The organism is Thermoflexus hugenholtzii JAD2 (genome assembly GCF_900187885.1).
Lineage (GTDB): Bacteria > Chloroflexota > Anaerolineae > Thermoflexales > Thermoflexaceae > Thermoflexus > Thermoflexus hugenholtzii.
This window is the reverse complement of record NZ_FYEK01000003.1, coordinates 141814-167536: the sequence shown is the minus strand read 5'-3', so window position 1 is coordinate 167536 and position 25723 is coordinate 141814. Positions and strand designations below refer to the sequence as shown.

Below are 25723 nucleotides of genomic sequence, written 5' to 3'. Positions count from 1 at the left end.
CTCCTGGGATCTCGTTCCCTGGCCGATCTCGCGCGTGACCGCGCTGTTCCTGCGTCCCATCACGCTGGGTGGGAGATGGAGAGAGGTTGAGGGAGGGGCTCCGTGGGTGAGGTCACCGCACCGGCGGCCAGATCCTGGCGGATCCGCAGCTCCCGCTGGCTGAGCTCGGACAGCGCGCGCACCAGGATCCAAGCGGTGATCAGGTCCACGCCCATCAGCACAGTTAAGGCGCTGACCGCAGGGACGAACCAGGGGGCCGGGAACGGAGGTGCGGTCAGCCCAGCCATGGCCGCCCACCCGTAGAGGATAAGGCCGGCGGCGACGCTGAGGAGCCCCAGCGGCAGGAACCGACGCTCCAGAGGCTGGCGGAACAGCGGGCGCCCGAACAGCCCCTGGCGGATGGGCCGCTTGTGGAACAGCGAGACTAGGTAATTGAACAGCGTGCCCACCGCGAACAGATGGGCCCCCAGGGCGCCCAGGACCACCGCGGCGAACAGTCGGGGGAAGGGCCAGCCCCCAGGGCCGGGCCAGAGAAAGGCGCTGAGCCCCAGCCCGGCGCCGGCGACGATCAGCCCGAAACCGGCCATCCCGAACACCCGGACCGGGTTGTAGGTCATCACCGTCCAGACGATGGCGTGGAGGAAGCGCACTCCATCCTGCAGCGGGTGCAGCTTGGATTGCCCCAGGCGCTCCCGGTAGGGGATGGGCACCTCGATCATGCGCAGGCCCTCGTAGATGGCCCGGGCGCTCATCGCCGGGGTGAAGTTCAAGCCATCGGGCAGGGGATACAAGCGTTCCAGGGTCTCCCGGCGCAACAGGCGCATCCCGCTGGCGCTGTCGCTGATCGCGGCGCTCCCCAGCACCCGCAGCAGGAAGGCGAACCCCCAGTTGCCGATGCGCCGGACCAGGGGCATCTCCGACTCCGCACTGCCCATGCGGGATCCAACGACCATGTCCGCCCCGCTGGCCCGCGCAGCCCGGTAGAGATCCGGGAGCGATTCCGGGGGATAGGTAGCGTCGGCGTCCAGGAAGGCCAGCCATTCCCCCCGGGCGTGGGCGAAGCCGGTCTTGAGCGCGGCCCCATATCCCCGGTTGACCGGATGGCGGATCAATCGGACTTCTGGATAAGCGGCCGCGATCTCTGCCGTGCGGTCCCGCGAGCCATCATCCACCACGATCACTTCCCAGTCTGTGAAGCCGGCCTCCTGAAGCGCCAGGCCGACGGCCCGCACCCGCTCCAGCACAGCGCCGATGGCTCTCTCCTCGTTGTAGGCGGGGATCACGATCGATAACGTGCTCATGGAGATCCCTCCCGGGATAAAACCATGGATTGAACGGCTGGGAGACCGCCGTGGAAGATCGGACCCTCCACCGGCCGGGGGGTCTCCCGCCGGCTGCCCACCACCCGTGCCGGGACGCCCACCGCGATGGCGTAAGGAGGGATGTCCTGGGTGACCACCGCTCCCGCGCCCACTACGGCGCCCCGCCCGATGCGCACTCCGTCCAGGACCACCGCCCCGCCGCCCAGCCAGACGTCATCCTCGATGACGATGCCGCGGGCGGTGATGCCCTGCTCCGCGATCAGCCGATCTGGATCCGCGAACACATGGTTGACCGCCAGGATCTGGACCATCGGGCCGGTGTAGACGAAATCCCCGATGGTCACGCCCCCCTGCCCCCGGATGACGTTGTATTCGCCGATGAAGCAACGCCGCCCGATGGTGATGCCGGAGCCTGGCAGGCCCCGGAAGTTGTAGACGTGGAGCACCGAGCCGTGCATGATCACCGTCCCCTCGCCGATGACGATGCCGTTCGGGCAGGCGTGGAGGTAAACCCCCTCATCCAGATAGACCCCGCGCCCCAGGGTGATCCGCCGGGGCTGGGCGAGGCGCACGCCCCGGGCGATGTAGGGGAAACCCCAAGCGTTCAGAATCAGACGATAGGCCATGCCTCTCAGGGCGATCCCCAACAGCCCGGGGAGATCCCGGAGCACCGCCATCAGGGACTGCTCCAGAAGATAAGCGCCCCATCCGGTGGACTGGGCGCGGATGTAAAGATCCAGCGCTTCAACCCAGCGGGAGGGCCAACGGCGCATAAACGCCTCGCGATGAGGGGGTCAGGATCCACTGGCTTTCCCGGCTCAAGATCCAGGCCGCAGCCTCTGCCAGATCCTCGAAGATGGGGACTTCTGGATAGCGCCGGAGGACCTGTTCAGCCTGGGCGGCTCCCCGTCCGGTGCGCACCAGGAGGGGCTGGCATCCGGCCGCCCGGGCGGCTTCGATATCGGTGAGGGCGTCGCCGATCAGATACGAGCGGCCCAGCTCCAGCCCCAGATCCCACGCGGCCTGGAACAGCAGGCCCGGCTGCGGCTTGCGGCAGAAACAGCCCTCGTCCGGCCGGTGCGGGCAGTAGTAGACCGCGTCCAGTCGTCCTCCGGCCCGGCGCACATGCCAGGCCATCCGCTCGTGGATCTCCTCCACCACCGAAGCGGGGACGATGCCGCGGCGGATGATGGCTTGGTTCGTGACCACCACGATGGCCAGGGGGGCCTGGGCCAGGCGGTGCAGGGCCGACAACACCCCAGGCAGAAACTGAAACTCGGACCACGATTTGACGTGGTCCGGCCGGTTCTCGCAGATCACCCCGTCACGATCCAGAAAGATGGCGCGCATCCGGCAATGGCTCCTGGTTCAGGATCGGCACTGCCACCGCCGTGCTCTCCCACGTCCGGCGCAGGACGGTGGTGATGGTGTGTTGCAGGATGAGATGGAGGTCCTCGATCTGCTCCATGCACGCGCTGGGGACGATCAGGCACAGGTCGACCAGATCCCGCAGCCGCCCGCCCTCGAACCCGGTCAGGCCGATGGTGAAGGCCCTGGCCTCCCGGGCCACGAGCACCGCCTCCAGGACGTTGGGAGAGTTGCCGCTCCCACTGATGGCGATCAGCAGATCCCCCGGGCGGATCAGGGGGCGCAGTTGCTCCGCGAACACCCGGCGGTATTCCGTGTCGTTCGCCCAGGCGGTGAGCAACGGGACGTTGTCGGTCAGGGCGATCACCCGGACCATGGGCGCGCCGGGCCGACGGGTGCCTTTGGCCAGGTCACAGGCGAAATGAGAGGCCGTGGCCGCGCTGCCGCCGTTCCCGCACAGGAAGATCATCCCCCCGTCCCGCGCCGTCGCCTCGATCTGCGCGATGATCTGGAGCAGGACCTCCCGGGGCAGTGCTTCCAGCGCCCGATGGATGCCGTTGAAATACTCCTCAACCCACTCCCCCCACATGGCCTCACTCCACTCGAAAGACCTGGACGCCTTCGTCATCGAAGGCTACGTCCATCGGTTTCAGGCCCATCCGGGTCATCGTCTCGGTCACCCGCTCGATGGCGTCCTCTGGGCAATACAGCAGGAGGAAACCCCCTCCGCCCGCCCCGGTGATCTTTCCCCCCAGAGCCCCGGCTTCTCGGGAGGCGGCGTAACAGCGATCGATGAAGTCATTGGAAATCGGGGAGGCCAGCCCGCGCTTAAGGGTCCATGCCTCATGGAGCAGACGACCGAAGCCGTCCAGGTTCCCCATCGTCAGACATTCCTCCATGTCCTCCACCAAGACTTTCAGCAGATGAAGCCGCCGCAACACCTGGGGGTCCTCCTCCGCCGTGGCTTGCTGCTGGGCTTTCAGGATGCGGGAGGACGGACGGGCCTGGCCGGTGTAGAAGAGCCGCAGCCGTCGCTCCAGGGCCTGACGGATTTCCGGAGCCAGGTGGACACGCTCCACGGTGACCCCATGGGGATCGAACCGGATCCGGTTCAGGCCCCCGAAGGCCGCTGCGTATTGGTCCTGCTTCCCCACCGGCATCCCCAGCCGCTCGATCTCAATCTGACAGGCCAGCTCCGCGATCTCCGCCCGGGAGAGGGACCAACCGCTCCACGCCGCCAGGGCGGCGATCATCGAGACCGCGAGGCTGCCCGAGGAACCGAGGCCGGTGCCCGGAGGCACCTGTGCGGCGATGAACAGATCGATCCCCCCGGGGCTGCCAAAGGCCTCCAGGATCGCCCGTGGGAGAGAGAGGTTCCCATCCCACATCGCATCCCGATCCGGCGCATACTGGTGGAACAGGCTGTAATTGGCCGAGATCAGATGGGCTGCTCGGGGCGCCGGGGAGAGGATGGTGTAGACGTAACGGTTCAGGGTGACGCTCAGGACCTGCCCGCCATAGCGCATGAAATAAGCGGGGAGATCCGTCCCCCCGCCCGCAAAGCTGATCCGAACCGGTGCGCGGGCGATGAGCAGCATCAATATGGACTCCCGAAGGCAGGATCTTTCAATGCCGAGCGTATAGGAGGGGGGTTGGGCTGGGATAAACGAAGCGTTAGGAAAACGTGGAGGGGATCCACGCGGACGAGGCAGAGGAGTCTAACCAGCGGAGCCTGGGGTGACTTCGGGATCCTTCGCTTCCAGCTTGGCCCCGGCTGTCCTCTGAAAAGGCTGCAGAGAGGAAGTCAGCGCGCAGGGAGCACACACGAATCTGGATTATCATGACGGACAAGCGGTGCCCGGTCATCCAGAGGGCAAGGATGCGATGGGTCATCGAGCGGGGGACTGGCTGACGCCAGCGGCGCATGACCTCAGGCATGCGGAGCAAGCCCTGGAGGATGGGGACTATGATTGGGCGTGCTTTGCCGCACATCAGGCGGCGGAGAAAGCGGTCAAGGCCGTGTTTCTGGCCATGGGAGGGGAGGGGTGGGGATACTCCCTCACACGTTTGCTCCGCGATCTGAAGCAGCAGGTCCAGATCCCTGACGCTCTCCTCCGCGCGGCCCAGCGTCTGGATAAACACTACATCCCAACCCGCTATCCTAACGGTTTTGACACAGGCGCTCCGGTCGATTACTACACCTTCGGCGAGGCCCAGCAGGCGCTCGAGGATGCGCGACGGATTTACGTATTTTGCGAGCAGCAGGTTCGTGCGGCGGGAGGCGGTTCTGGAGGCGCTGCGCCGCTGCGCTGAGCGGCTGCGGGCGGAGTGCCCCGCGGTCGTCGCCATCTACCTGTTCGGCTCCTTCGCCACGGGGACGGCCACGCCGCGCAGCGATGCGGACATCGTGGTGGAGATCGCCGAGGAAGATCCCGCCCTCCGGGAGGCCGTCCGGGAGCAGGCCATTTGGATCTTCGCCGAGGCGCCAGTGCCGGTGGAGGTGTTCGTGAAATCGGCCCACAAGCTGGAGGAGGGACGTCGGACCGGGCGGGGGATCGCCGGGGCCGTGGCCCAGGAAGGCCTTCGCCTGGCATAGGGGCGAAAAATTTTCCGCCTCTACGCCAGGAGATCTACTTCAGGGAGCAGGATCTCCCCACTGCACCGTGAGGGTCGGGCGGCCTCCTGCGTTCCAATCCTCCGTATCCGAAGAGACGAAGTATTTCCCGGAATGGTAATCTCCATCGGCGGAATAAAGGGCCAGGCGGAGGGGCTGGCCGGCCGCGTAGGCCTCCGCCACCGCCCGGGTCACATCCCAGGTATAAGGAATGCCGGGCCAGCCGGGCCAGTTTCGCACCGGATCCACTCGCGTCCCCCCCATGTTCTCCCAGGCCAGCGGCGCGCGGTTCCAGGTCAGCGTCCGCTCTTCCCAGTCCTCCCGCGTCGTCAGGACCTGGATCCAGGAGGACGGCGGGTTCGATCCGGCGTTCCCCATCTGGTAGAGCGTGAGCGTGGCGGAGAGGATCACCTTGCCCGGAGGGATGGCGTCCAGCGGGAAGATCACATAATACTTCGAGAAGCACGGCCAGTCCGCGATGTCCACCTGGTTCTGGATGTTGAAGTCCGGCCGTCCCGGATCGGGGGTCTCACCCCATTGGGTCCAGTAATCCAGCCCATCCCCGCAGTTCGTGTATCCCCCGATGCCGGCATCCCGGACCACCATGCCGTTCAGGCCGTGGCGGATGGTCACGGTCCCCCCGGGTCGGGCGGAAGGTGGCGTGTAGACGGGCATCCCGAAATGAATCCGCCCCCACGTGGCGGGCACATTGGGGTTCATGGATTCCGGCCAGACGGTGACCGGAATCGGCGTGCCGGCCGCGTCATCCCGGTCGTGGACCATCACGGCGAGCCCCCAGACCGTTCCTTCCGGTGGCGGGCCGGATCGCCCCAGGCTGGCGAAGGGGATCCGGAAGGTCATCGCCCAGCCCCGGTCGTCTCCGTCATCGTTCAGGCGCTCCCCCCGCCAGCCAGCGAGGGCGGTGAACGAAATGGATCGGGCCGCCCATCCGGTGCCGGTGCCCTGCTCCGCCGTCTGATACCGGCCGGAGCGATCCCCGTTGCTCAGCCCGCCGATGAAGCGATACGAGGAAGGGGTTGGTGCGCTCCCGACGTTACCCTCCAGATGGAGGAACAGGGTGACCGCATCCCACGATGTCAGAGTAGAGGGGCTGGGGTCCGGGTTGAACCAGAGCCGCCGATCGAAGATCGCCACGTAGACCACCAGCTCGGAGGCCGTGTAGGCTGCGCGGACGTCCGCGTAGTTCGCGACGGGCGTGACCTTCCCGAACCAGAAGATGGCCATACGGGAGAATTCTGCGCCCAGGGGATCGACAAGCTGAGGCACATTGACTTGGCGGGCCGGCGCTGTCCCGGCTCCCCGCAGCACGAGCGGAAGGTAGATCGAGAAGGTGGGGCTGGCGGATGGAGAGGGAGAACCGTCCTCCATGGGCCGCATCCTCTCCCGGGCTCTCCCGCCCGGGATGTCGGAAAAGAGGCCTCCGCCCAGGAACAGAATCAGAATTGCCAGCCCCGCCACCGAACGGGACATCCCCTCCCTCCTCGTGGGGTTAGTCTCAAACCAAAATCAAACTAACTATATTCTAACAACAGTGGGGGGAATTGTCCAGGCGTGGACTTTTCAGGGGGGCCGATGGACGGATGGAGAGGGAACAGGTCCTGAGGCGTCCGGTCCCTCTCCATCCGGCTCGTGGATCATCGGGTGATCTCGAAGATCGTTCCTTCGCTCTGGCCGTAGATCTCGGGGAAGTAGAACGCATAGGCGCGCGCGGGCCGCACCTGGAACCGGCCGGCCCACCCGGCCCGGATGAGATACGTGTATTCGTAGGTTCCCGGCGGCAGGTAATTGGCGAACAGGGCGGCTCGATCATCGTAAAGGGCCGCATGGCCGAACCACCACCAGCCCCACCTCCCGTAGCCCCCGAAGGGATCCGAGGGATCCACCCGCTGGAGCTCCGGCGGACGCCCCGCCGTCGGGGAGGTCTTCAGGGAGGGATCGATGGCCTCCGCGCCGGCCGGATACGGATCCTCCAGCACGAGATGGTGCACCGCCCGGGGCGCGATCAGGGTCAGCCGCACGGTGAGCAGATCTCCCACCCGTGCCGAGGTCACCGGCGTGCACGGCTGCCGCCGATCCCGCAGGCATGGATCGTCCGCCCGCACATACTGCCGGCTGACCGTCAGGCCCCGGGCGCGCGGCGCGATCCGCTCCACCGGCTCCTCCAGAGCCAGATGGACGGTGTAGTAAAGCACACCCGGGCCGGCGCTCCGGGAAAGCTCCAGGGCGTTGCCGACCTCCCGCAGCAGACCGGCGATGTCCTGCTGCAGGGTGACGGTCTCTTGGATGTGCGCCGGGTCCACCGTTCCGGAGCCCAGGAACGCATCGTTCAAGCGGACCGTCCACGTGTAGTTCCCCTCCAGCTCGCCGGTCTGGACCATCCATTCCGTGAGGGCCATGAGCGCCCAGGCGGTCTCCTGGGTGGTCTCCCAGCGGTCCGCCCGCCGCGCGGCCATCAGCCCCCGCACCGCCTGGAAGGCGAGGGGGTGGTCCGGATCCAGGCGCAGGAGGCTCAGCAGGGCGATGGCGGTGGTGCGGGTGTCGGTGTTCCAGTTGAAGTCGTCCATCTTTTGCTCCTGCCAGAAGGCCCCTGTGGCGGTGACCTCCGCGCGTTCCAGCACCGCGCTCTGCAGGGTGGGGATGAGCGGATGGTCCGGCTGGACTCGGGCGAGGGCCATGGCCAGGAAGGCGCGGGCGTAGAGGGCCAGGCGATCCTTCTGCGCCTCCCACAGGGCGACGATCCGTCCGGCGTCGCCCGCGCCGGCCTCGGCCATGGCGAAGAGCATGAAGGCCTGCCGGTTCGCCTTCCACTCCGGCAGATCCGCCGGCGCCTCCAGCGATCGGCGCAGGAAGGAGACGCCGCGGGCGAGCACCTCGTCGGCGACGGCGAACCCCGCCGCCCGGGCCTGGGCCAGGGCGAAGACCGCGTAGGCCGTGGTCAGCGGATCGCTTCCCATCGAGGTGAACCAGCCCCACCCGCCATCGGCGTGCTGGCCGGCGTAGAGGCGCTGCAGGCCGATGGCGATCTGTTGCCGGAGCGGCTCCTCCAGCTCCGGCCGCATCCGGTTCAGGCGGATGAGGGCTTGATAGGTGGCGATGTTCGGCAGGAAACGGCTGATGGTCTGTTCGGTGCATTCGTATTCGAAGTGCTGAAGCCACGTGAGGCTGTCGAGGGTCGCCGCAGCGAGGGAGGGCGACAGACGAAGGATCATCCTCCCGCCGACGACCTCGGGCTCCGGTGGGATGGCGATGATCTCCAGACGGGGCTCCGCCGTCTCCAGCATCCCGGCGCTGGCCACCGTCTCCAGGCTCACGTAACGCAACACCGGAATGGTGCCGTCCGGCCGCGCGAGGGTGGGTTTGGTCGCGTCCCGAAAACCGCCTCCCTCCGCGAAGAACGTCAGATCCACAGCCTCCACCGGCTGCACGACGCCGGTCCACTCGAAGCGGGCCACGCCGCCGGCCGGGATGGTCCCCTCCTGGGCGGCCGGACTCTCCAGGGCCAGGCCCCGGGCCTCCAGTCGGACGGCGACGGACAAGGTCCGGGTGGTGGCGTTATGCACCACGGCGCCCAGGGTGACCCGATCCCCGGCGACGAAGAAGCGGGGCACGCTGGGTCGGATCAGGAGGTCTTTGGTGCTGAGCACATCCCGGGTCGCCTCGCCCACCCGGGTGTCCGCGGTGACGCCTTTGGCGAGGATGCGCCACGTGGTGAGGTTGTCCGGCAGCCGCACGGAGAAGGTCGCCGTCCCGCTGGCATCGGTCCGCAAACGGGCGTTCCAGTAGGCGGTGTCCGGGAACTCCCGGCGGATCTCCCCGAAGGCCTGTTCCATCCCGCCGCCGCCTCCCTTCCGCTCCCGGGCGATCCGCACGGTCACCCGGTTCAGGTTGTAAACCATCGCCACGCCGGTGAGCACGGAGAGCGGCCGCCGCGCATAGAAGCCCTCCAGGATGGGCGGGGCGTTGGGGTCCACCAGGGCCAGCACCGAGGCATCCACCACGGCCACTGCGACCTCCGCCGGGACCGGCCGGCCATCCGCGTCGGCCGTGCGCACCGTCACGGTCATCGTCTCCCGCGGCCCGTAGTGGGCGCCGGCCTCGACGTCGCGGTCGGGGATCAGCTCGATGCGAAGCTGCTGCCGGACCGGCTTCACCGGGAGGCTGACCATCCCCATCTTGAAGGATGGCGCTGGGTTCTCCCGGGTCACCCCCTGAACGAGCAGGACGGTGACGAAGACGTTGGGGGCTTCATCCTCTGTGAGGGGGATGGAAAGGGTGGGGGCGTTCCCCTCCAGGGTCCGGACCTCGTAGCGCCGGATCCGCCCGCGCTCCAGGGTGATGAGGGCGGTGACCGTCCCGCTGAACGGGGAGGGGATCAGGAGGGTGGCCGTGTCCCCGGGGGCATACTCCCGGCGGTCCGCGATCAGCTCGATGCGGTCATTGTTCTCCTGGCGCCAGGCCACGGTCCCTCGCCCGCTCACCCACACGAACTCCGCGCTTCGGATTCGATGGCCCTCCCCATCGATCCCCTCGGCCTTCACCACGTAGGTGCCGGGATCGGGAGGCGTGAAGGCGAAGCGTCCGCTTCCTTCCGCATCCGTCTGCAGGGTGCCGCTGAAGATGGCCGTGTCGCTGTAGGTCCACGTCCACATCGGGCCGCGGTCGGTCTCCTGCATCACGCTGAACCACTCCCGACGATAGGCGGTCCAGGTGAGCGGGATCCCCGCGACCGGTCGGCTCTCCCAATCCACCGTCCGCACCGTGAGTGTGAGGGGTTGGCCGGCCTCCCCGACGTAGCGCTCCGCCTGCAGCCCGATGTAAAAGCGTCCTGCGTGGACCACGGCCTCCGTCCGCCCGGCCACGACGTTGTCGTTGAGGTCGGTGACGCTCGCCTCCAGGATCACCACCTGGCTTCCGGTGCGCTTGCCCAGGTCCGCCGGCAATCGGATCCGGAACCGTCCCTGGGCGTCGGTGGTTCCGCTGCCGCTGGCGACCACCTCCTCGCCTTCCCCCTCATAAGCGCTGTAAGGATCGACGTCGGACCAGGAGAAATAGCCCGGCCCTGTGTATTCGAAGAAGAAGGGGCGCATGCGCGCGGTCCACTCCACCTTCGCGTCGGCGACCGGTCCTCCGAAGTAATAGGTGGCCTGGAGCAGGGCCTGGATGGTCTCGCCGGCCACGTAGGCGGGGCGATCGGGGGTCAGGGTGACCTGGAACTCCGGGCGTCGGTAGGCAGCCACTAGAAAGGAGATGGTGTGGGCGTAGGGGCCCGGCGGCAGATCCGCCATGAGGGTATAGGAACCCAATAGGGCTTCCTCCGCCAGGGCGAAGGCGCCCTCTGCGGTGCCGTAATCGCTCAGCGGGAGGGTGGCGGAATAAACCTCCCGACCCTCTGGATCCTGGATCCGGATCGGCAGGATCGGAGTGGTCGGCAAGGTGTAGCGGGCGTCGTCATCGACTCGGACGATGGCCTTGAAGCGAACGGTCTGGCCCGGCCGGTAGATGAGCTTATCGGTCTGCCAGTAGACCCGGAATCGCATGGGTTCGTAATCCGCGGGGATGTCGAAGCTCCACGGCTCGATCCCGTCCGACCACGTGCTGGCCCCGATCCCGAAGCGACCACCGGGGGTCCCGGCCACGGCCACCCGCATCCGCCAGAGGGGCGTCGGCTCCGCCCACGTGAACCGCACGATCCCGTCCGCGTCCGTGGTCCCGGACCCGCGGGCCTCCAGGCGTTCTTCGACAACCTCGAAGAGCTGGACCGGGATGCCCGGGACGGGACGCCCGGAGGCCAGGTCAGTGACCCAGACCAGGGCCTCCTGGGGCGCCACCTTGATCGCCACGTGGAGATCGGTCGCCGCGATCAGATAGCGAGCGGGTCGATCCTGCAGGGAAACCGGAGCGTCAAGGCGCAGGTGATACAACCCGGTTGGGAGCGTGGGCCAGCCCGGCCCGGCCAGAGGGATGCGATTCAGCATGATGACGTCCGTGATCACCTCGGGGACCGTGAAGGTCCATCGGGCGAACACCTGGGAGGGCGGTGCGATGTAGCGAGAGACCGCCTCCGGGTTCTGGGTCATGGTGACGAACGAAGCGAGGCTCAGGCGGGCGAGGGTGAGGTCCACACGATTCAGGTTGCGGGTGGAGAGGAACGCTGTGGTCCCGGTGTAAGTCCCCACCAGGGCGATGGGGGTATAGGGGCTGCCGATGTTCAGGTAGGCGAGGGGATCCAGATGGTCAACGGTGAATGTGAACACATGCTGGCGATCCAGCCGGTTGCCGTAGCGATCCTCGATCCCCGGGCCCACCGTAAGGGTATAAACCGCCCCCGGCTTCCAGTCCGCGTAAATGATGAACTCCCCACCCTCCGGGTTCCAGCTGGTCACCACCCGCGTGACGGAGATGGGCGGGTCGAAGCGCAGGTTCGGCCAGATGGTCTCCGGGCGGATCAATCCAGAGCTGAAGCGGAGCTCGATGGAGGAGTCCGTGTCGAGGCGGTTCGGCCCTTCCGGGCTCAGGCTGGCGCTCCGCAGCCGGGGGTAGGCCGGCGTGGTGAAGGCCCACGCCAGCGGGCCTTCGAGGGTGGCTCCGGAGGGGGCCGCGGCGCGGGCTTCCAGACGGACGAAGTAGCGGGTCTCCATCTTCAACGGCTGGGCGGGCCAGAACACCATCGTCCGGCTGATCCATTCGAAGCGCCCGGGGATCGCCGGCCCATCCTCCGCGCCCTCTCGCAAGGCGAAGGCGGCCTCGGTCGAGGATCGCTCCATCTCCATGTTGAACGTGATGGAGATCGGCGTGTTCAGATCCAGATCCATCGCCCGGCCCGGTCGGGGGGTATAATCCACCACCGCCGGACGGCGGATGGTGAACGTCCAGGTGTAATCCCGCTCCAGCGTGACCCCGGAAAGATCCTTTAACCCGGCGGCCACCCGCGCGATGTACGTCCGCCCGGCCTCCCAGCTTCCCTCCGGCTGGAAGGTGTAAATGCTGGTGTTAATCCATCGTCCCGTCCCTCGGATGGGTGGATCGAAGGTGAGGGGTTGCGGGAGATCGCCGGGGGCGAGGTCGCTGCGCAGCGGGACGATGGGGCGATTGAAGATCACCGTGACCGAGGCCCGGGGATCCACATCTCGGGCATCGGGGGAGGGGATGACCTCGACCACGGCGAGGGGGGAAGCGGTGCGGAAGCGGAAGGCCACCGGTCGGGCCAGGGCCTGACCGTTCCGGGCCCGGGCGTTCTCCAAGCGAACCTCATATTCGGCGTCGGGTTTCCACGGGGCCTGAGGGATGAACCGGAGGATGCGGTCCCCGGCCTCCCAGGCGAAGCGCCCGGCGATGGCAGGGATCACCCGGAAGTTGGCCTCCACCGAGGCACGATCCATCGGCTCGCTGAACACCAGCCGCAGGGGCATCTCCGGGGTTGCTTCCTGCCCGGGCTCCGGCGTGCGGGCGACCAGAACCGGCGGCAACCGCGAGATCACCGGGGTGGGCGTGGGGGTGGGAGCCGGGCGGCAGGCATCGAGGAGAAGCAACAATAGAATGAAAGCCCCCCCGATCCTTCGCCAGGGCCGGGATGTCGAACGCATGGGAATCTCCTTTCGGCACAAAGGCCGGAGAGGGGTCCGCCAAGCGCCTGAGGCGCCTGATCGGACCCCATCGTTTAGCGTTTAGTATCGACGCTTCCAGTCAAAGACGTATTGGCCGATCTGATTGCAGTCCTGGTGATCGATGACCACAGGCGGCGAGAGGGGCCGGGGATTGCTCGGGCTTTCTACAATCTCGATGATGAACCGGAATGGTTTGTGATAATCTGCTGGGTTCAGCGGGGCGAATCCCCACATGCCGGGAGCCCGACCGCCGCTCTGCTTGTAATCCTCGCAGTTCCCATCGCCGGGCGAAAGACAGACCTGCTCATATCCCCCGCCGGAAGGGAAGAACATCCGCAGACGATACCATACTCCGTTGATGGGGTTCCCCGCTGCATCCCGGATGTAACCTTCCATGTAAACCGTCCCACAGTTGGGAGCGGTGGCCATCGGTTGCGGGTAGAAATCGAAAGCCGGCGTGGGGGAGGGCGTGGGCGTCGCCGTCGGCCGCGGCGTGGGGGTGAAGGGCGGCCGGGTCCGCGTGGGCGTGCGGGTGGGAGTCGGGGTCTCGGTGGGGGTCGGCGTGAACGTAGGGGTCGGCGACGGCGTGATCGTGGGGGTGAAGGTGGCCGTCGCCGTCGGGCGCGGCGTGCGGGTCGGCGGGAAGGTCGCCGTGGGCGGCACCGGCGCCCCGAAGGGGACGCCTCCGCAGGCTCCTGTGAGCAGGCTGAGCAGCGCGATGAGCCCGACGATCCTCCATCGGGCATGGATCCCCCATGCTGCCGCTGTTCTGATCCGCATCGCAACCTCCCAGGTTTCCGCAGATCCCTATCCCGGCGCGGACAGTGAGCCTGACTCGGTCTGCAGCACCTGAAGCAGATGATATCGCAACCGGCGCGCAACTGTCCAGCGGTCCGCCGGCCGGGTCTTCGCCTCCACTCGAACGATGAAAGTGGTCTCCCCGATGGCCTCGATGCCAGCCACCGTCGGGGGCTCCAGCCATCCACCCTGAAGCTCCGGATCCTCCCGCAGCGCCCGTGTCGCCTGCTCCAGGGCCTCCTGCAGCGCCTCCAGCCGGGTCCCCCGGGGCACCGGCAGGTCGACGATCACCCGGGCCCATTCCCGGCTGAGGTTGCTGATCACCCCCAGCATGCTGTTCGGGATCATGTGCAGCGTGCCGTCGGCATCCCGCACGTAGGTGGCCCGCAAGGTGATGCGCTCCACCTTCCCGCTCACGCCCGCCGTGCGGATCACGTCCCCGATGCCGAAAGGGCCCTCCAAGACGATGGTCAGGCCGGCCAGGAGGTCCCGGATCAGGCTCTGGGCCCCCAGCCCCACCACAACCCCCAGGATGCCGGCTCCGGTGAGCAGAGGCCCCACGTTCAGCCCTATCAGGTCGAGGACCATCAGCAGGGCCACGGCGAGGATGACCGCCCGCAGCAGGCTGCGGCCCAGGGAGAGGACCGCCTGGATCCGCCGGACGCGCTCCGGATCGGAGAGGGGAAGCCGGACCTGGACCACGCGCCCGACCCCCCACCAGAGGGCGCCGGCGAAGATCATGAGGATCAGGATCCGCAACACCAGGATCAGCGTGCCGGCCTCCATCGGGAATCGTCCCATCGCTCACCAGACCGCGTCCGGGAAGGTGCAGATCCCCGCGTGGTGGCCCACCCGCTTATACATCCGGACCCCGTCGAAGGGCTCCCCCAGGATGCCGTCGTAAATGGCCCAGGAGCGGCCGCGCACCGTTCGCTCCATCCCGGGCTGCCGGAAGGGGGTGGAGCCATCCAGCCGACGGTGGAGCACGCCGCCCGGTTGGAACTCCCGATGGATCCACTCCATCTTGATGCGCCCCTCGATGTATCCGCAACCGTAGCGCTCGAAGAGGATCGCGGCATGGTAGGCCAGGGGCTCCACCAGGAACAGATCGTGGCCCAGGCGGCGGATGAACTGCTCGAACAGCGGGAGCATGTGTTTGGTCAGGCGCAGGCCTCGGCGCACCTGGCCCGGGGCCAGGCCAAACTGCATGGCGGCGATCTCCGCCTCGATGTTCCGGCTCACCGTCCCGTATTTCGTGGGCCGCCCCTCCCGGTCCCGATCCACGTCGAAGCGGGGGGATTCCGGGTCGTTGGTCATGAAGAGGAGCACGATGATGCGGTTATGCAGCGTCTCCGCGAAGTGCAGGTAAACCAGCGGATCCCGATCGTCGACCCGTCGCCAGACTTCGATCTCCACCTCCGCGTTCTCCCCATGGATGCGGACCAGCGGCCGCCCGGCCGGATCGCACAGCGTGACCGGGTCGATGCCGTAACGCTCCAGGAGGAAATCCGGGATGAGCGTGCGATAGATGGCCCGCTGCGCCTCCTCAGGCAGCCGGTGGATCTCCCGCAGGGAGGCCAGCGGGCGACCCGCCACCACGAAGCGGTCGGATTGGATCTCGATCTCCATCCCAGGTCCCCACCGCGGGAACGTAGCTTCGGATCCGAGAGGATCGCCCATGGCGTTCACCCGGTCTCCGCCTGCTCCGACAGCCAGGCGCGGATCTCCCGGGCGAAGCGCCGAAAGCGGTCCGGGGCGTCCCGCAACGCCTGAGCGACCCGCTCCGGATCGATCCGGATGTATTCGTGAACCAGAACGTTTCGAAGGCCTCCGGCACCTCGCAGCAGCCCATACAGCTCCTCTGAGATCACCTCATGCTGTCGAAGGTCCTTCAGCAGGTCTTCATAGGTAGGTGCCTCCCGATGGAACCGGGCGACTAGGATGTGATCGGCGATCTGGAATATGAGGTTGAGCCCGGCGATCAGCCCTCGCTCGGCAGCCCAACGTCGGTGTAGATCTCCCTCCAGATCACGGGCGGTCAGCGCGCGATAGGCCTCCATGGCCTCGGCGATCCGTTCGAGCTCCAGAAGCGCAGACCAGAGGAAATCCGTTCGCAGGGGCATAGGCACCATCCCCCATCGGGCCCGATGGGCCTGGATCCGGATGCGGAGCGCCTCGTCCCGAGCGACGGCGCGGGCGCTTCGTTCGAAAGCCTCGCGCTCCGCCTCCGACCGAGCGAACAGGCAACGGCCGCTTTGAAGGATCTCCGCCTTCAGATAAGGCGGCGCGAGCCGGAGATCCAGGAGGTCCAGGCGATCGGTCCCCAGGGTTTCTGAGAGCTCGGCATACAGGAGATGCCAGGAAAGGCCTTCGTCCGGCAGGACGGCCAGATCCACATCCGCCGCGCCCGGATCCCCGCGGGCCAGGGATCCGAACAGATAGGCCAGCCGCACCGGATGGCGACGGAAGAGGGCGGCCGAGCCTTCCAGCCGGTGCGCTACATCCGAAGGAAGCGGAGGCTGGCGCCCGTATCGCTCCCGCACGCCCATCTCACTCCACTCCCTTCAGGGCGCGCTCGATCTCCCGACGGGCCTCCCGCTCGGCGATGGCACGGCGCTTCTCGTATTGCTTTTTGCCTTTCGCCAGGGCGATCTCCACCTTGGCCAGGCCCCGGGCATTGAGGTAGACCTTCAGCGGCACGATGGTGTAGCCCTTCTCCTGGGCCTTGCCGATCAGCCGGTTGATCTCGTGCCGGTGGAGCAACAGCTTGCGCGGCCGCCGGGGGTCCGGGTTGTCCCGTGCGGCCGGCTCGTAGGGGGCGATGTGCACGTTCATCAACCACAGCTCCCCATCCCGCGGCAGCACATAGCCCTCCCGCAGGCTGATCTTCCCCGCGCGCACGGATTTGATCTCGCTGCCCGTGAGGACGACGCCGGCCTCATAGGTCTCCTCGATGTGATAATCGTGATAGGCCTTCGGGTTAGTCGCCACCACCCGGATGGATTCTGTTTTCTTCGCCATCTCAGGCTTCCTTCTCCCCACCGAACCTGGGGGAATCGCCGTATGGTTTAGAGGTCTTCGCGAAGTTTGCGACGCACCAGCTCGAGGACCCGATCAGCCATTTGCAGTGCTTCCACTGCAATCGCGCGATTATAAATACGGGCAGGGATGCTATCGGGCACACTGTTGGGATAACAAGCAGGAAGATAATGGCCATCCAGAGGGGCCACCTCCGGGCGCAAAGTTTCGAACTCCGGATCATACTCGGCGGCCCAACGACACAGCGCTTCCACAGAATGACCCGTGACGATCTCCTCGCCCTGGGCATAGAGGAAGGCCTTGAGGGCTTTCTCCGCGACCTGCTGGGCGATAAAGCAGGCCAGGTGATAGCTCCCGCCTTCCAGCAGGAGCTGTCCTCCTTTTCGATCAGCCTCCCCCTGCTCAAGCCAGCGGAGGCCCTCCGCCTTCGGATCCCGCCGCATAGACCGTCTCTCCCTCCGCCAGTGCCTGACGGATAAAAGGGTGATCCGCCAGCCGCCGGATTTCCTCTGGCGTGTAAACGAACAGGTCCACGGGGACCCGCGGGTTCAACCGGCGATAGAGGAAAGCGGTTCGTTCCAAGAATCCCATGGGCGTATCCCATATGACCAGAAGATCCAGGTCGCTGGTTAAACCGATCGTCCGGCGGACGACGGATCCAAACAGGATCACCCGCTCGACCCCGATGGCTTTTAATTCCTCCACCAGACGGGGGAGCTCCTCCTCCAGCTCCCTCTGGTGGACCCGGCGGCGTTCCTGCAGCCTGCGGTGAAGCCGCTCCTCATGGATGGCGCTCATGGCTTTGCAGAGGCTCCAGATGGGATGCCGGCAGAGGATATTATGCGGGCAATTTGATCCCGGGGGAAACCCGGCAGGGCGGAGGCCTTCAGGAACAAGACATCCCGCTGCGCATCCATCGCCTATCGAAACCCAGCCGCCTCCGTGCGGATGGGGAAGCCGGATTTATGAGGCCCCGGGGGGCTTGGGCGAGGGCGCCGCCGGGGAGGCGCCACTCATCTCCACAAAATAGGCTTCACATGCCCGATCGATGAGCTCCTTGCTCAGCGCGGGAGGCACGTTGAAATACGAGGCGATATCCTGGATGTGGGACAGGAGATCGCGAGCGTGGACCGCCCGCAGCGGCCGCCGGCGCTTGATATACCACTCCTGAAGGAGGTAGACCAGGGCCTGGTCGTCGTAAGGGATCCCTCGGGCCTGGCACTCCCGGCGGAAGATCTCCCGGAACTCCGCCGGGGTAGGGTCGGGGATCTCGATCTTGTGTCGGATGCGACGCAGGAAGGCCTCATCCACCAGATCCCGCGGGTTGAGGTTGGTGGAGAAGAGGATCAGGGTCTCGAAGGGGATCTCGAACTTCTGGCCGGTGTGGAGGGTGAGGTAATCCACCCCCTTCTCCAGGGGGACGATCCAGCGGTTGAGGAGATCCCGGGGGCGCACCTGCTGGCGCCCGAAGTCGTCGATCAAGAAGACCCCGCCGTTGGCCTTCATCTGGAGGGGTGCCTCATAGTAGCGGCTGACCTCGTTCCAGGCCAGATCCAGCATCTCCAGGGTGAGCTCCCCGCCGCTGACGATAAAGGGTCGCCGGATGGCGATCCACCGGGCATCCACCGGCGTTTTCAACACACCGGTCTGGCCCGGCCGCTGGTTCGGTAGCGGCTCGTGGTTTACCTCGTCGAACACCTTGATGACGAACCCGCCGACCTCCACGGCGTAGGGGATGTAGATCCCCCCTTGGAACACGCGATGGCCGATGGCCTCAGCGATGGAGGTCTTCCCGTTCCCGGGCGGGCCGTAGAGGAAGATAGAGGTCCCCGAGTTGATGGCGGGGCCGATCTTATGGAACACGCGGTCGTTGAGAACCAGATGCCCGAGGGCCTGGCGCATCAACCGCGGGGTCACCCGGGTGCCTTTATGGGATTGCCGGCGCATGGCCACAGCGTAGGCCGAGAGGGGCACCGGGGCGGGCCCGGCATACTGGCTGCGATCCAGCGCCTCGCGGGCCCGATCGCGCCCCCGGGCGGTGAGGGCATACTGATAGGCTTGCTCCCCCACTCCCTTCGCCCCCAGCACCTCCACCAGTTGCTCACGCTTGAGGAACTCCAGAACGACCTCTGTCACCCCGGTGTAGGGGAGACGCAGGCGCTCCGCCAGCTGTCCGCCGGTGAGATAACCGGCGTTGTAGAGGATCTTAAGGCTGAGGTCGGCCAGGAAGGCCAGGGAAAGCCCCGTCTCCTCAATGGAACGCGGCATCGGGGGGATGAACGCGAACTCCCCCGGAACCGTGGATCTTGCGGTGGTGGACGCCTCGGTCTGCGAGCTCGCCGTTGTGTTCGCCATGCGCTCTCCCCCTCCTCGCCGGATCGGAGTATCGCCGCACCGAACACCCCGGAAGGACCGGCACGCCGCTCGGAGCGCGACCCGGGCGTCTCTATTTTGGACTTCCCAGGGATTCCATGCAAGGGCTCCCCTTCTAATCCGGAAACCGTAACGCGAGCGGTGGATGATACTACGATCCCTCAGCGGGAACCTGGAGTATAATCCCCTCTGGGGGTCTCAGCTTGATGAGCCATTCCATGAAGAGCCCCTGGCTGCAAGATAACAGGAGGCAGATCGGAATGGAGGCGGTGGGGTTGTTAAGGAAGATCGCGCAGGAGCTGCAACTGACGGAGGAAGATTTGATCCGGCAGGGTCTGCGCGCGTTTCTGGAACAGCGGATTCGGGAGCTCCGAGCGGAGTGGATAGAGATCACGGGACGTTACGGGGTGGCCGGCGTCGAAGAGATGGAGGCTCGATACCGGGAGGGCACGCTGAAAGAGGCGGACACCTGGAGGGATCTCCAACGATTGGATCGTCTGGAGTATCAAATTGAACAACTTCAAAGGCTTCTTGAGACTCTGTCATGATGAGCCTCGAAAATCTACGCAAAGTTGCCGAAAATGAATTTGCAGACATGGAAGTTTTATAGATGTGTGGTTTTCCCTTAAACTCAAGGGCCGTTACAGCTATCACTGGGAGAGACGGGCCATCGATGGTCAGATCTATCGACATGATAACGCTCCTCATCGACGCTGGCAATCTGTATCTACCTTCCCTCGCCATTTCCATGATGGCAGTGAGGATCATGTGATTGAAAGTTACATATCCGAGGATCCCGTGCAAGCATTGCGGGAATTCCTGGGTTTCGCTCGGGAGAAGCTACGCGCGGCTCCTCTCAGCCCGCCGGGAGGCGAAGCGGGAGGATGAGGTTCAGAAGAAGCCCGGCCAGGAACAGAGCGCCGGCCCGCCGGTTGAAGACAAAGGCCCAGGAGACATACCACAGAGGCCACACTGGATAGCCGGGAGGCGGCTCAGCCGGACGGGGGCGGGCGTAGGTCCGCAGGACGTCGATCAGACGCGGCAGGCCGAGGGCGGTGAGCAGCACCCATGGCCCGAGCACCCTGGCGAGCGCCAGCCCTCCCACCACTAAATAAAAAGCCACCATCAGCCCCGCGTTCAGCGCCCGCGCCATCCGCTCTCCCAGCAAAACCGGAAGTGTGTAGATTCCCCGGGCGCGGTCCTGTTCCAGCTTGTCAATGTGCTTGCCGATCAGCACGGTAGACACCAGCATGGCGTAGGGGATCGAGGCCAGCCAGACCCATCCCGGCAGGGTCCCTGTAGTCGCGTAAAAGGTGCCACCGATCATCAAGGGCCCCCACACCAGGAAGACGCCGAGCTCCCCCAGGCCGATGCGCTTGAGGCGCAGGGGCGGGGCCACGTAGAACACGCTGATGAACAGCCCGGCCAGAGCAAAGGCCAGAATTGGCCATCCCCGCATCGCCGTGAGGGCCAGGGCGATCAGCCCATCCAGAGCGTTCACCAGCAGGATGGCGCGCCGCAGCTGCTCCCGTGTGACCATGCCCGAGAGGACCGGATGGGGCGCATACTGGGCCCGGGCGTATTCCGCGGTGTCCAGACCTGTCTCCAGATCGAAATAGTCATTGATCATGTTGTTCGCCGCGTGGGCCAGCAGCAGCCCCACGGCGGCCAGGGCGAAGGGGAGGGGTTCAAAGCGACCGGCGGCCGCCGCCAGCAATCCCCCGATGGCCGCGGAGATCAACGTCATCGGGAACACGCAGCAGCGGACGATGATCAGCCACTTCGAGATCGAATCCATCGGCCGATCCGCCCGCAGGTTGCATGTGCGATAGATCTCCAGCCAGTTCCGCCACATCTGTGACCCTCCCGCGCGGCTTTCGAGGGGAGGCGCTTTCCCATATCTCCCCAGCCCGGAGCGCCGGTTGCGCGCTCCCCCCTCCCCGGATAGATTGTATTCGAAATCCGCCTGATCCTCTCTGGAGCGGCGCGATGCGGATCTTCCTGTGCGGATGGATCCTGATCGGGTGGATGGTGGTGGGCTGCGTCAGGCGCCCCACGCCCTCCGGCGTTGCCCCTTCGACCGGGAGCCCGACCCCGGTCCCCATCCCGACCGGGCGATCGGTCTCAACCCCTACTGTCCCAACTCCCACCGCAACAGCCCTCCCGACCCCAACCCCCACCCCTGACCCTTATGCCGATCTCACGGTGGAAGCCCTGCGCCGGCGCGCCTACGGCGGCGGATCCATCCGGATCGAGCGCACCCTAGCGGTCACCCCGGCCTTCACCCGCACCCTCATCGCGTATCCCAGCGACGGCCTGACGGTTTACGGCTTCATGAACGTCCCCCGAGGGAAGGGCCCGTTCCCGGCCGTGATCGTGCTGCACGGCTACGTGGATCCGGCGCGCTATTCGACGCTGGCCTACACGACTCGCTACGCCGACGCCCTCGCCCGCGCCGGCTTTCTGGTGCTCCATCCCAACTACCGGAACCACCCGCCCTCCGATGAAGGGCCCAACCCCTTTCGCGTGGGCTATGCGGTGGACGTGCTGAACCTGATCGCCCTGTTGCCGACGCTCCCCCAGGCGCGGGCGGACGCCGTGGGCCTGTTCGGCCACTCCATGGGCGGCGGGATCGCCCTTCGCGTCCTGGTGGTGAACCCGAGGGTCCGGGCCGCGGTGCTCTACGGCTCCATGAGCGCCGACGAGCGCAAAAACTTCGAGCGCATCCTCCAGTGGTCAGGGGGGACGCGAGGGCGCGAGGAACTGAACACGCCGGAGGAGGCCCTGCGCCGCATCTCGCCCCTCTACTACCTCCAGGACATCGCCACGCCCATCCAGATCCATCACGGGGGAGCAGACTCTGTGGTGCCGCCCGAGTGGTCCCGGGAGCTTTACGAACGGCTGCGCGACCTGGGCAAGACGGCGGAGTGGTTCGAATACCCGGGTCAGCCCCACACGTTCCCCGCTGGGAGCGCGGCGGACCGCCTGCTCCTGGAGCGAGCCATCGCCTTCTTCCGCAAATATCTGGGTGAGAGCGTCCCCTGAGGGAAGAGCGCGATCTCCGGCGCATCCAAGGAGGAAACGATGGGGCGGGTGGATCAGGGCATCTCGGATGGGCGCTGGGCGGTGATCCCCCGGGTGCTGTGCTTCCTGTTCCGGGGCGACCAGGTGTTGCTGCTCCAGCGCTCCCCAGCGAAAAAAGTTTTCCCGGGGCGTTACAACGGCCTGGGCGGGCACGTGGAGCCCGGGGAGGATCTGCGCACAGCGGCCCGCCGTGAGCTGGCGGAGGAAGCGGGCATCCCGGCCGGGGAGCTCCGGCTGGCCGGCCTGATCACCGTAGACACCGGCGCCTCCCCCGGGGTTCTCCTCGCCGTCTTCGTCGGGGAGACGGACGCGCAGCCGGCAGGGCCCACCCCGGAGGGGACGCTGACCTGGGTGCCGATCTCCCGGGTGCTGGACCTGCCGGTGGTGGAGGATTTCCCGGCCCTCTGGCCCCGGGTGTTGCGCTTCCGGGAGACCGGGGAGCCCTTCTTTCTGAGTTACACCTACGATGTCCAGGACCGTCTGATCGTCCGGGAAGGATGAGCCGATGGGAGAGATCCGCACGGAACACCTGGTCGAGCTGGGGCGGGCCCTGAAAGCGTTGCGGGATCCGCAGGAGGTCCGCCGTGTCGCTCTGGACTGGGTGATGGCCCGAACCGGGGCGGTGGAAGGAGCCGCGCTCCTTCAGGAACCCGGCGCCTGGCGCTGCGCCATCGTCCGGGGCGACCCGGCCTTCTGGGAGCGCGAGTGGACGCTTCCGCCCTCCGCCCGATCCCCCTGGGAGCCGGTTGCGGACGCCGTGTGGTTCCTTCCCCTTACGGAAAAAGCGCCTTCGGAGTGGCTCGGGGTCCGGGATCTGGACCCGGAGGCCCTGGCCGATGAGGCGGGATGGGAGGTGGCGAGGCTGTGGATCGGGATGGCGCTGGAGGCCGCTCGGGAGCGGGAGGCCCACGGCGCCTTCTTCTCCACCGCCGTCCACGAGCTCCGCCTGCCGATGACCAGCATCAAGGGTTACGCGGACCTCCTGCTCAAAGAGCTGGCCGGTCCCCTCACCGAGAACCAGCGCCGGTTCCTCGGGGTCATCCGGGGGAACATCGATCGACTGGCGAATCTGGTGAACGACCTGCTCGAGCACGCGCGCCTCGAAACCGGACGTCTGCGCCTGCGCATCGAGCCGGTCTCCCTGTCAGAGGCGCTGGAGGAGGCCCTGCGCCGTGTCCGACATGAGATCGAGGCCCGGGGCCACCGGCTCTCCGTGGATCTGCCAGAGGGTCTCCCTCCGGTGGCTGCGGATCGGGAGCGATTGGAGGGGATCCTGGCGAAGGTCCTGGACAACGCCGCCAAATACACCCCGCCCAGCGGAGAGATCCGGGTCCGGGCAGGGCGTCAGGGACCCACCGTGATTTGTGAGGTCGAGGACACCGGGATCGGGATCGCCCCGTCGGATCAGGCGCAGCTGTTCACTCCCTTCTGGCGCTCGGAGGACCCACGGGTGCGGGAGGTCCCGGGCTTCGGGCTGAGCCTGGCGGTGGCGCGGGGTCTCCTCCGGGCCATGGACGGGGGGATCGAAGTAGAGAGCGCCCCGGATCAGGGCACCCGGGTACGAATTCGGCTGCCGGCGGCGGAGCCGCCACGCTGAGGATCAGCGGGCCCCCTGGGCGGCCTCCACCAGCCAACGGAACGGCCACAGGTGACGGGGATCATCCTCGAAGAGCAGCTCCGGGTGCCATTGTATGGCCAGGGCCCCGATCATCCCGGACGTCGAGCGCCAGAGGAACGCTTCCACCACGCCGTCCGGTGCCTCTGCGATGGCTTGAAGACCTAGCGGGAGGTCAGCCCGACGGGAGACCGCTTGGTGATGATAGGAGTTGACCTCCAGGACCTCGCCGACCCCGTGGGCATGCAGAAGCGCGAGGAGGTCCGGCGGAGGATCCAGGCGCACGGGATGGGCCCGGGCAGGCGGGGGCGCATCGCTGTCATGGGTCAGTTCGGTGATGTCCGGAAGATGCTGACAGAGGACCGCTCCGAAGGCCACCGCCAGCACCTGGGAGCCGCGGCAGATCCCCAGGATCGGCTTCCCCTGCGCCCGTGCGGCCTCCACCAGGGCGAACTCGAAAGCGTCCCGGAGTGGATCCACCGGTCCGGTTCGGGGATGCAGGGAGGCCCCATAGCGGGCTGGATCGATGTCACAGCCTCCAGTGAGCAGGATCCCATCCATCCGCTCGGCGAACTCCGGGGCGGCCTCCGGGAGGTTGGGGAGCATCACCGGCAGCCCGCCCGCCCGCCATACCGCATGTAGATAGGCGGTCTCGGTAGCGCTCTGGGCGCGCCCCAGCGAACTGGATTCCCGTGTGTTCTTCGTTGTGACTCCGATCCACGGTCGATGCATATATTCCCTCCTGGAGATCGCTTAGAGCGCATAAAGCGCCCGGGCATTGCGCCGTAGGATGGCCTCCGCTGCGTCCTCGGCTTCCGTGACAGTGAGATCGCCGGCGCGGACGGTTTCCTCCAGGATCTCCCCGAGGATGCGCCGCCCCCAGCGTGCTCCCAGATAAAACAGTTCAGGGATCAGATGGGCATCAGTGGAGAACAGGATCTTGCTGATCGGCGTTAGCTCCAGGAAGGCGCGGACGGCGAAGGCCATGCCAGTCTGGCTCAGGAAGGGGATGGCCAGGCCCAGGTCGACGTAAACATGAGGATAGACGGCGGCAAGATATCCCGCTTCGCGTGTGTAGGGGTAAGAGGCGTGCAGCAGCACGAAGGGCACGCGCCGGAAGCCTGGGTGCTCAAGCAGCGGCCGCAGGTGAAGGGGGTTGGCCCATCGCAGATCCAGGTCCGGATCCCCGAAGCCGGTGTGGAACTGAACTGGCAACCGAAGATGGGTGGCGGCCTCCAGGGTCTGCCAGACCACCCAGTCGTTCAGGGGCTTGTGGGCCAGCCGGATGCGTTCCCCCCGCTCCGCCTGCTGACGCATGGCCTGGAAGGCCGTCCGCACCGCCTCTGGATCCGGGGGCGCGATCGCCAGGCCTGTCCGGTAAGCAACAATGGTCTTGAAGCCCACCACCTCGGGATCCGGCGTGTGAAGGGCCGCCCGGAAAGCCTCCTCGAACGCTTCCCAGGAAGAAAGCGCCCCTATCAACTGCTCGGCCAGAAACTCCACCCGAAGCAGCCGGCGGACCTGCGCGAAGCGGTTATGCCATTCCGTCGGCATCACCCGATCGGGCATGAAGCCGTCGTCCAGTAGGATCACCTCGAAGCCTGCAGCCGCGAAGCAGCGCCGGGCTACCTCCTCGAACCCTAGACGCTCGCGCGCCTCGAGGATGGCCCCCAGCCTCGGCTCGCACCCCAGAAGCTCCGCGATCTCCCGCATGCTGCGGCGGAAAAAGATCGTCTCCTGGACGTGACGGGTCACCACCTCGGCGGCGTAGCCTTCTGTGAAGGCGGAAGGATAGGCGAAGTCTCGCGCAGATTCCGGCCGCAGCAGGTTGTGGGCATGCTGGTCAACGAGGGGGATGGCGGAGAGATCCACTAAGCCCTCCCGA

At 66.7% G+C, this 25723-nt stretch carries 25 protein-coding genes; 7 read left to right on the top strand and 18 right to left on the bottom strand.

The window, feature by feature from the left end:
• Positions 1-59: 59 nt before the first annotated feature.
• From CFB18_RS01325 to CFB18_RS01305, 5 genes are read right to left on the bottom strand one after another with little or no spacing between them, the layout of a single operon-like run.
• Positions 60-1301 (bottom strand): glycosyltransferase family 2 protein, encoded by a 1242-nt coding sequence (locus CFB18_RS01325; protein WP_088570004.1) that lies wholly within the window; start codon positions 1299-1301, stop codon positions 60-62.
• Positions 1298-2095 (bottom strand): acyltransferase, encoded by a 798-nt coding sequence (locus CFB18_RS01320; RefSeq protein ID WP_088570003.1) that lies wholly within the window; start codon positions 2093-2095, stop codon positions 1298-1300. The genes CFB18_RS01325 and CFB18_RS01320 overlap by 4 nt, the downstream gene beginning before the upstream one ends.
• Positions 2067-2672: a D-glycero-beta-D-manno-heptose 1,7-bisphosphate 7-phosphatase gene (gene gmhB, locus CFB18_RS01315; RefSeq protein WP_088570002.1), complete on the bottom strand. Its 606-nt coding sequence runs from the start codon at positions 2670-2672 to the stop codon at positions 2067-2069. The genes CFB18_RS01320 and gmhB overlap by 29 nt, the downstream gene beginning before the upstream one ends.
• A complete protein-coding gene (locus tag CFB18_RS01310; protein ID WP_088570001.1) occupies positions 2647-3279 on the bottom strand; it encodes a D-sedoheptulose-7-phosphate isomerase in 633 nt (210 codons plus the stop codon). Before CFB18_RS01310 ends, gmhB begins: the two co-directional genes overlap by 26 nt.
• 4 nt (positions 3280-3283) lie before the next feature.
• The gene (locus CFB18_RS01305) at positions 3284-4288 is read right to left on the bottom strand and encodes a GHMP family kinase ATP-binding protein (RefSeq protein WP_088570000.1); all 1005 of its coding nucleotides are present in this window, start codon (positions 4286-4288) and stop codon (positions 3284-3286) included.
• A gap of 286 nt (positions 4289-4574) precedes the next feature.
• On the opposite strand from CFB18_RS01305, the gene CFB18_RS01300 reads away from it, so the two are divergent.
• Both CFB18_RS01300 and CFB18_RS01295 read left to right on the top strand, forming a co-directional pair.
• Positions 4575-5003, top strand: coding sequence for a HEPN domain-containing protein (locus CFB18_RS01300; protein WP_088569999.1), 429 nt, complete (start codon positions 4575-4577; stop codon positions 5001-5003).
• On the top strand, positions 4960-5286 hold the full coding sequence (locus CFB18_RS01295; RefSeq protein ID WP_200808020.1) for a nucleotidyltransferase family protein: 327 nt from the start codon (positions 4960-4962) through the stop codon (positions 5284-5286). The genes CFB18_RS01300 and CFB18_RS01295 overlap by 44 nt, the downstream gene beginning before the upstream one ends.
• Positions 5287-5325: 39 nt before the next feature.
• On the opposite strand, the gene CFB18_RS01290 is transcribed toward CFB18_RS01295, so the two are convergent.
• The 10 genes from CFB18_RS01290 to CFB18_RS01245 all read right to left on the bottom strand — a co-directional run bounded on the left by CFB18_RS01290 (position 5326) and on the right by CFB18_RS01245 (position 19121).
• Positions 5326-6795, bottom strand: coding sequence for a DNRLRE domain-containing protein (locus CFB18_RS01290; RefSeq protein ID WP_088569997.1), 1470 nt, complete (start codon positions 6793-6795; stop codon positions 5326-5328).
• A 164-nt stretch (positions 6796-6959) separates the two neighbouring features.
• A complete protein-coding gene (locus tag CFB18_RS01285; protein WP_088569996.1) occupies positions 6960-12908 on the bottom strand; it encodes an Ig-like domain-containing alpha-2-macroglobulin family protein in 5949 nt (1982 codons plus the stop codon).
• An 81-nt stretch (positions 12909-12989) separates the two neighbouring features.
• Complete coding sequence (locus CFB18_RS15515; RefSeq protein ID WP_200808019.1) at positions 12990-13709, bottom strand: hypothetical protein; 720 nt, start codon at positions 13707-13709, stop codon at positions 12990-12992.
• Positions 13710-13736: 27 nt separating this feature from the next.
• Positions 13737-14513: a mechanosensitive ion channel family protein gene (locus CFB18_RS01275; RefSeq protein WP_159461510.1), complete on the bottom strand. Its 777-nt coding sequence runs from the start codon at positions 14511-14513 to the stop codon at positions 13737-13739.
• 18 nt (positions 14514-14531) lie between these two features.
• Complete coding sequence (locus tag CFB18_RS01270; RefSeq protein ID WP_088570193.1) at positions 14532-15356, bottom strand: hypothetical protein; 825 nt, start codon at positions 15354-15356, stop codon at positions 14532-14534.
• Between the two features lie 56 nt (positions 15357-15412).
• Positions 15413-16276, bottom strand: a complete 864-nt coding sequence (gene hepT / locus CFB18_RS01265; RefSeq protein WP_088569994.1) for a type VII toxin-antitoxin system HepT family RNase toxin — start codon at positions 16274-16276, stop codon at positions 15413-15415.
• 1 nt (position 16277) lies between these two features.
• A complete protein-coding gene (smpB, locus tag CFB18_RS01260; RefSeq protein WP_088569993.1) occupies positions 16278-16748 on the bottom strand; it encodes an SsrA-binding protein SmpB in 471 nt (156 codons plus the stop codon).
• Positions 16749-16795: 47 nt separating this feature from the next.
• Complete coding sequence (locus tag CFB18_RS01255) at positions 16796-17209, bottom strand: HEPN domain-containing protein (protein ID WP_088569992.1); 414 nt, start codon at positions 17207-17209, stop codon at positions 16796-16798.
• On the bottom strand, positions 17169-17564 hold the full coding sequence (locus tag CFB18_RS01250) for a nucleotidyltransferase domain-containing protein (protein ID WP_088569991.1): 396 nt from the start codon (positions 17562-17564) through the stop codon (positions 17169-17171). Before CFB18_RS01250 ends, CFB18_RS01255 begins: the two co-directional genes overlap by 41 nt.
• A gap of 165 nt (positions 17565-17729) precedes the next feature.
• Positions 17730-19121, bottom strand: a complete 1392-nt coding sequence (locus tag CFB18_RS01245) for a DUF8689 domain-containing protein (RefSeq protein WP_143597463.1) — start codon at positions 19119-19121, stop codon at positions 17730-17732.
• Positions 19122-19399: 278 nt separating this feature from the next.
• On the opposite strand from CFB18_RS01245, the gene CFB18_RS01240 reads away from it, so the two are divergent.
• Entirely contained in the window at positions 19400-19687 is a 288-nt protein-coding gene (locus CFB18_RS01240) for an MJ0235 family protein (protein WP_088569990.1), read from the top strand.
• Between the two features lie 37 nt (positions 19688-19724).
• Positions 19725-20027, top strand: a complete 303-nt coding sequence (locus CFB18_RS16430) for a toxin-antitoxin system TumE family protein (protein WP_407083996.1) — start codon at positions 19725-19727, stop codon at positions 20025-20027.
• Here the strand turns inward: CFB18_RS16430 and CFB18_RS01235 are convergent.
• Positions 19996-20994, bottom strand: a complete 999-nt coding sequence (locus tag CFB18_RS01235) for a prenyltransferase (RefSeq protein ID WP_088569989.1) — start codon at positions 20992-20994, stop codon at positions 19996-19998. The two genes, CFB18_RS16430 and CFB18_RS01235, sit on opposite strands and share 32 nt — an antisense overlap.
• 134 nt (positions 20995-21128) lie before the next feature.
• Here CFB18_RS01235 and CFB18_RS01230 point away from each other — a divergent pair, with 134 nt between their 5' ends.
• The 3 genes from CFB18_RS01230 to CFB18_RS01220 are packed head-to-tail and all read left to right on the top strand — an operon-like array spanning position 21129 to position 23820.
• On the top strand, positions 21129-22184 hold the full coding sequence (locus tag CFB18_RS01230) for an alpha/beta hydrolase family protein (RefSeq protein ID WP_200808018.1): 1056 nt from the start codon (positions 21129-21131) through the stop codon (positions 22182-22184).
• A gap of 39 nt (positions 22185-22223) precedes the next feature.
• On the top strand, positions 22224-22724 hold the full coding sequence (locus tag CFB18_RS01225) for an NUDIX hydrolase (RefSeq protein ID WP_088569988.1): 501 nt from the start codon (positions 22224-22226) through the stop codon (positions 22722-22724).
• A gap of 4 nt (positions 22725-22728) precedes the next feature.
• Positions 22729-23820, top strand: a complete 1092-nt coding sequence (locus tag CFB18_RS01220) for a sensor histidine kinase (RefSeq protein WP_088569987.1) — start codon at positions 22729-22731, stop codon at positions 23818-23820.
• A 3-nt stretch (positions 23821-23823) separates the two neighbouring features.
• Here CFB18_RS01220 and CFB18_RS01215 read toward each other — a convergent pair whose 3' ends face one another.
• Both CFB18_RS01215 and CFB18_RS01210 read right to left on the bottom strand, forming a co-directional pair.
• Positions 23824-24570: a gamma-glutamyl-gamma-aminobutyrate hydrolase family protein gene (locus CFB18_RS01215; RefSeq protein ID WP_088569986.1), complete on the bottom strand. Its 747-nt coding sequence runs from the start codon at positions 24568-24570 to the stop codon at positions 23824-23826.
• A 21-nt stretch (positions 24571-24591) separates the two neighbouring features.
• Positions 24592-25710, bottom strand: a complete 1119-nt coding sequence (locus CFB18_RS01210; RefSeq protein WP_088569985.1) for an amidohydrolase family protein — start codon at positions 25708-25710, stop codon at positions 24592-24594.
• Between the last annotated feature and the right edge of the window lie 13 nt (positions 25711-25723).

Coding starts and splice junctions, on each gene's coding strand:
- CFB18_RS01310 (WP_088570001.1), bottom strand. CDS start 3,279: ATGTGGGGGGAGTGGGTTGAGGAGTATTTCAACGGCATCCATCGGGCG.
- hepT (WP_088569994.1), bottom strand. CDS start 16,276: ATGGGCGTGCGGGAGCGATACGGGCGCCAGCCTCCGCTTCCTTCGGAT.
- CFB18_RS01255 (WP_088569992.1), bottom strand. CDS start 17,209: ATGCGGCGGGATCCGAAGGCGGAGGGCCTCCGCTGGCTTGAGCAGGGG.
- CFB18_RS15515 (WP_200808019.1), bottom strand. CDS start 13,709: ATGCGGATCAGAACAGCGGCAGCATGGGGGATCCATGCCCGATGGAGG.
- CFB18_RS01215 (WP_088569986.1), bottom strand. CDS start 24,570: ATGCATCGACCGTGGATCGGAGTCACAACGAAGAACACACGGGAATCC.
- gmhB (WP_088570002.1), bottom strand. CDS start 2,672: ATGCGCGCCATCTTTCTGGATCGTGACGGGGTGATCTGCGAGAACCGG.
- CFB18_RS01270 (WP_088570193.1), bottom strand. CDS start 15,356: ATGGAGATCGAGATCCAATCCGACCGCTTCGTGGTGGCGGGTCGCCCG.
- CFB18_RS01220 (WP_088569987.1), top strand. CDS start 22,729: ATGGGAGAGATCCGCACGGAACACCTGGTCGAGCTGGGGCGGGCCCTG.
- CFB18_RS01275 (WP_159461510.1), bottom strand. CDS start 14,513: ATGGAGGCCGGCACGCTGATCCTGGTGTTGCGGATCCTGATCCTCATG.
- CFB18_RS01225 (WP_088569988.1), top strand. CDS start 22,224: ATGGGGCGGGTGGATCAGGGCATCTCGGATGGGCGCTGGGCGGTGATC.
- CFB18_RS01320 (WP_088570003.1), bottom strand. CDS start 2,095: ATGCGCCGTTGGCCCTCCCGCTGGGTTGAAGCGCTGGATCTTTACATC.
- CFB18_RS01290 (WP_088569997.1), bottom strand. CDS start 6,795: ATGTCCCGTTCGGTGGCGGGGCTGGCAATTCTGATTCTGTTCCTGGGC.
- CFB18_RS01305 (WP_088570000.1), bottom strand. CDS start 4,288: ATGCTGCTCATCGCCCGCGCACCGGTTCGGATCAGCTTTGCGGGCGGG.
- CFB18_RS01240 (WP_088569990.1), top strand. CDS start 19,400: ATGGAGGCGGTGGGGTTGTTAAGGAAGATCGCGCAGGAGCTGCAACTG.
- CFB18_RS01325 (WP_088570004.1), bottom strand. CDS start 1,301: ATGAGCACGTTATCGATCGTGATCCCCGCCTACAACGAGGAGAGAGCC.
- CFB18_RS01230 (WP_200808018.1), top strand. CDS start 21,129: ATGCGGATCTTCCTGTGCGGATGGATCCTGATCGGGTGGATGGTGGTG.
- CFB18_RS01245 (WP_143597463.1), bottom strand. CDS start 19,121: ATGGCGAACACAACGGCGAGCTCGCAGACCGAGGCGTCCACCACCGCA.
- CFB18_RS01285 (WP_088569996.1), bottom strand. CDS start 12,908: ATGCGTTCGACATCCCGGCCCTGGCGAAGGATCGGGGGGGCTTTCATT.
- CFB18_RS01250 (WP_088569991.1), bottom strand. CDS start 17,564: ATGAGCGCCATCCATGAGGAGCGGCTTCACCGCAGGCTGCAGGAACGC.
- CFB18_RS01300 (WP_088569999.1), top strand. CDS start 4,575: ATGGGTCATCGAGCGGGGGACTGGCTGACGCCAGCGGCGCATGACCTC.
- smpB (WP_088569993.1), bottom strand. CDS start 16,748: ATGGCGAAGAAAACAGAATCCATCCGGGTGGTGGCGACTAACCCGAAG.
- CFB18_RS01235 (WP_088569989.1), bottom strand. CDS start 20,994: ATGTGGCGGAACTGGCTGGAGATCTATCGCACATGCAACCTGCGGGCG.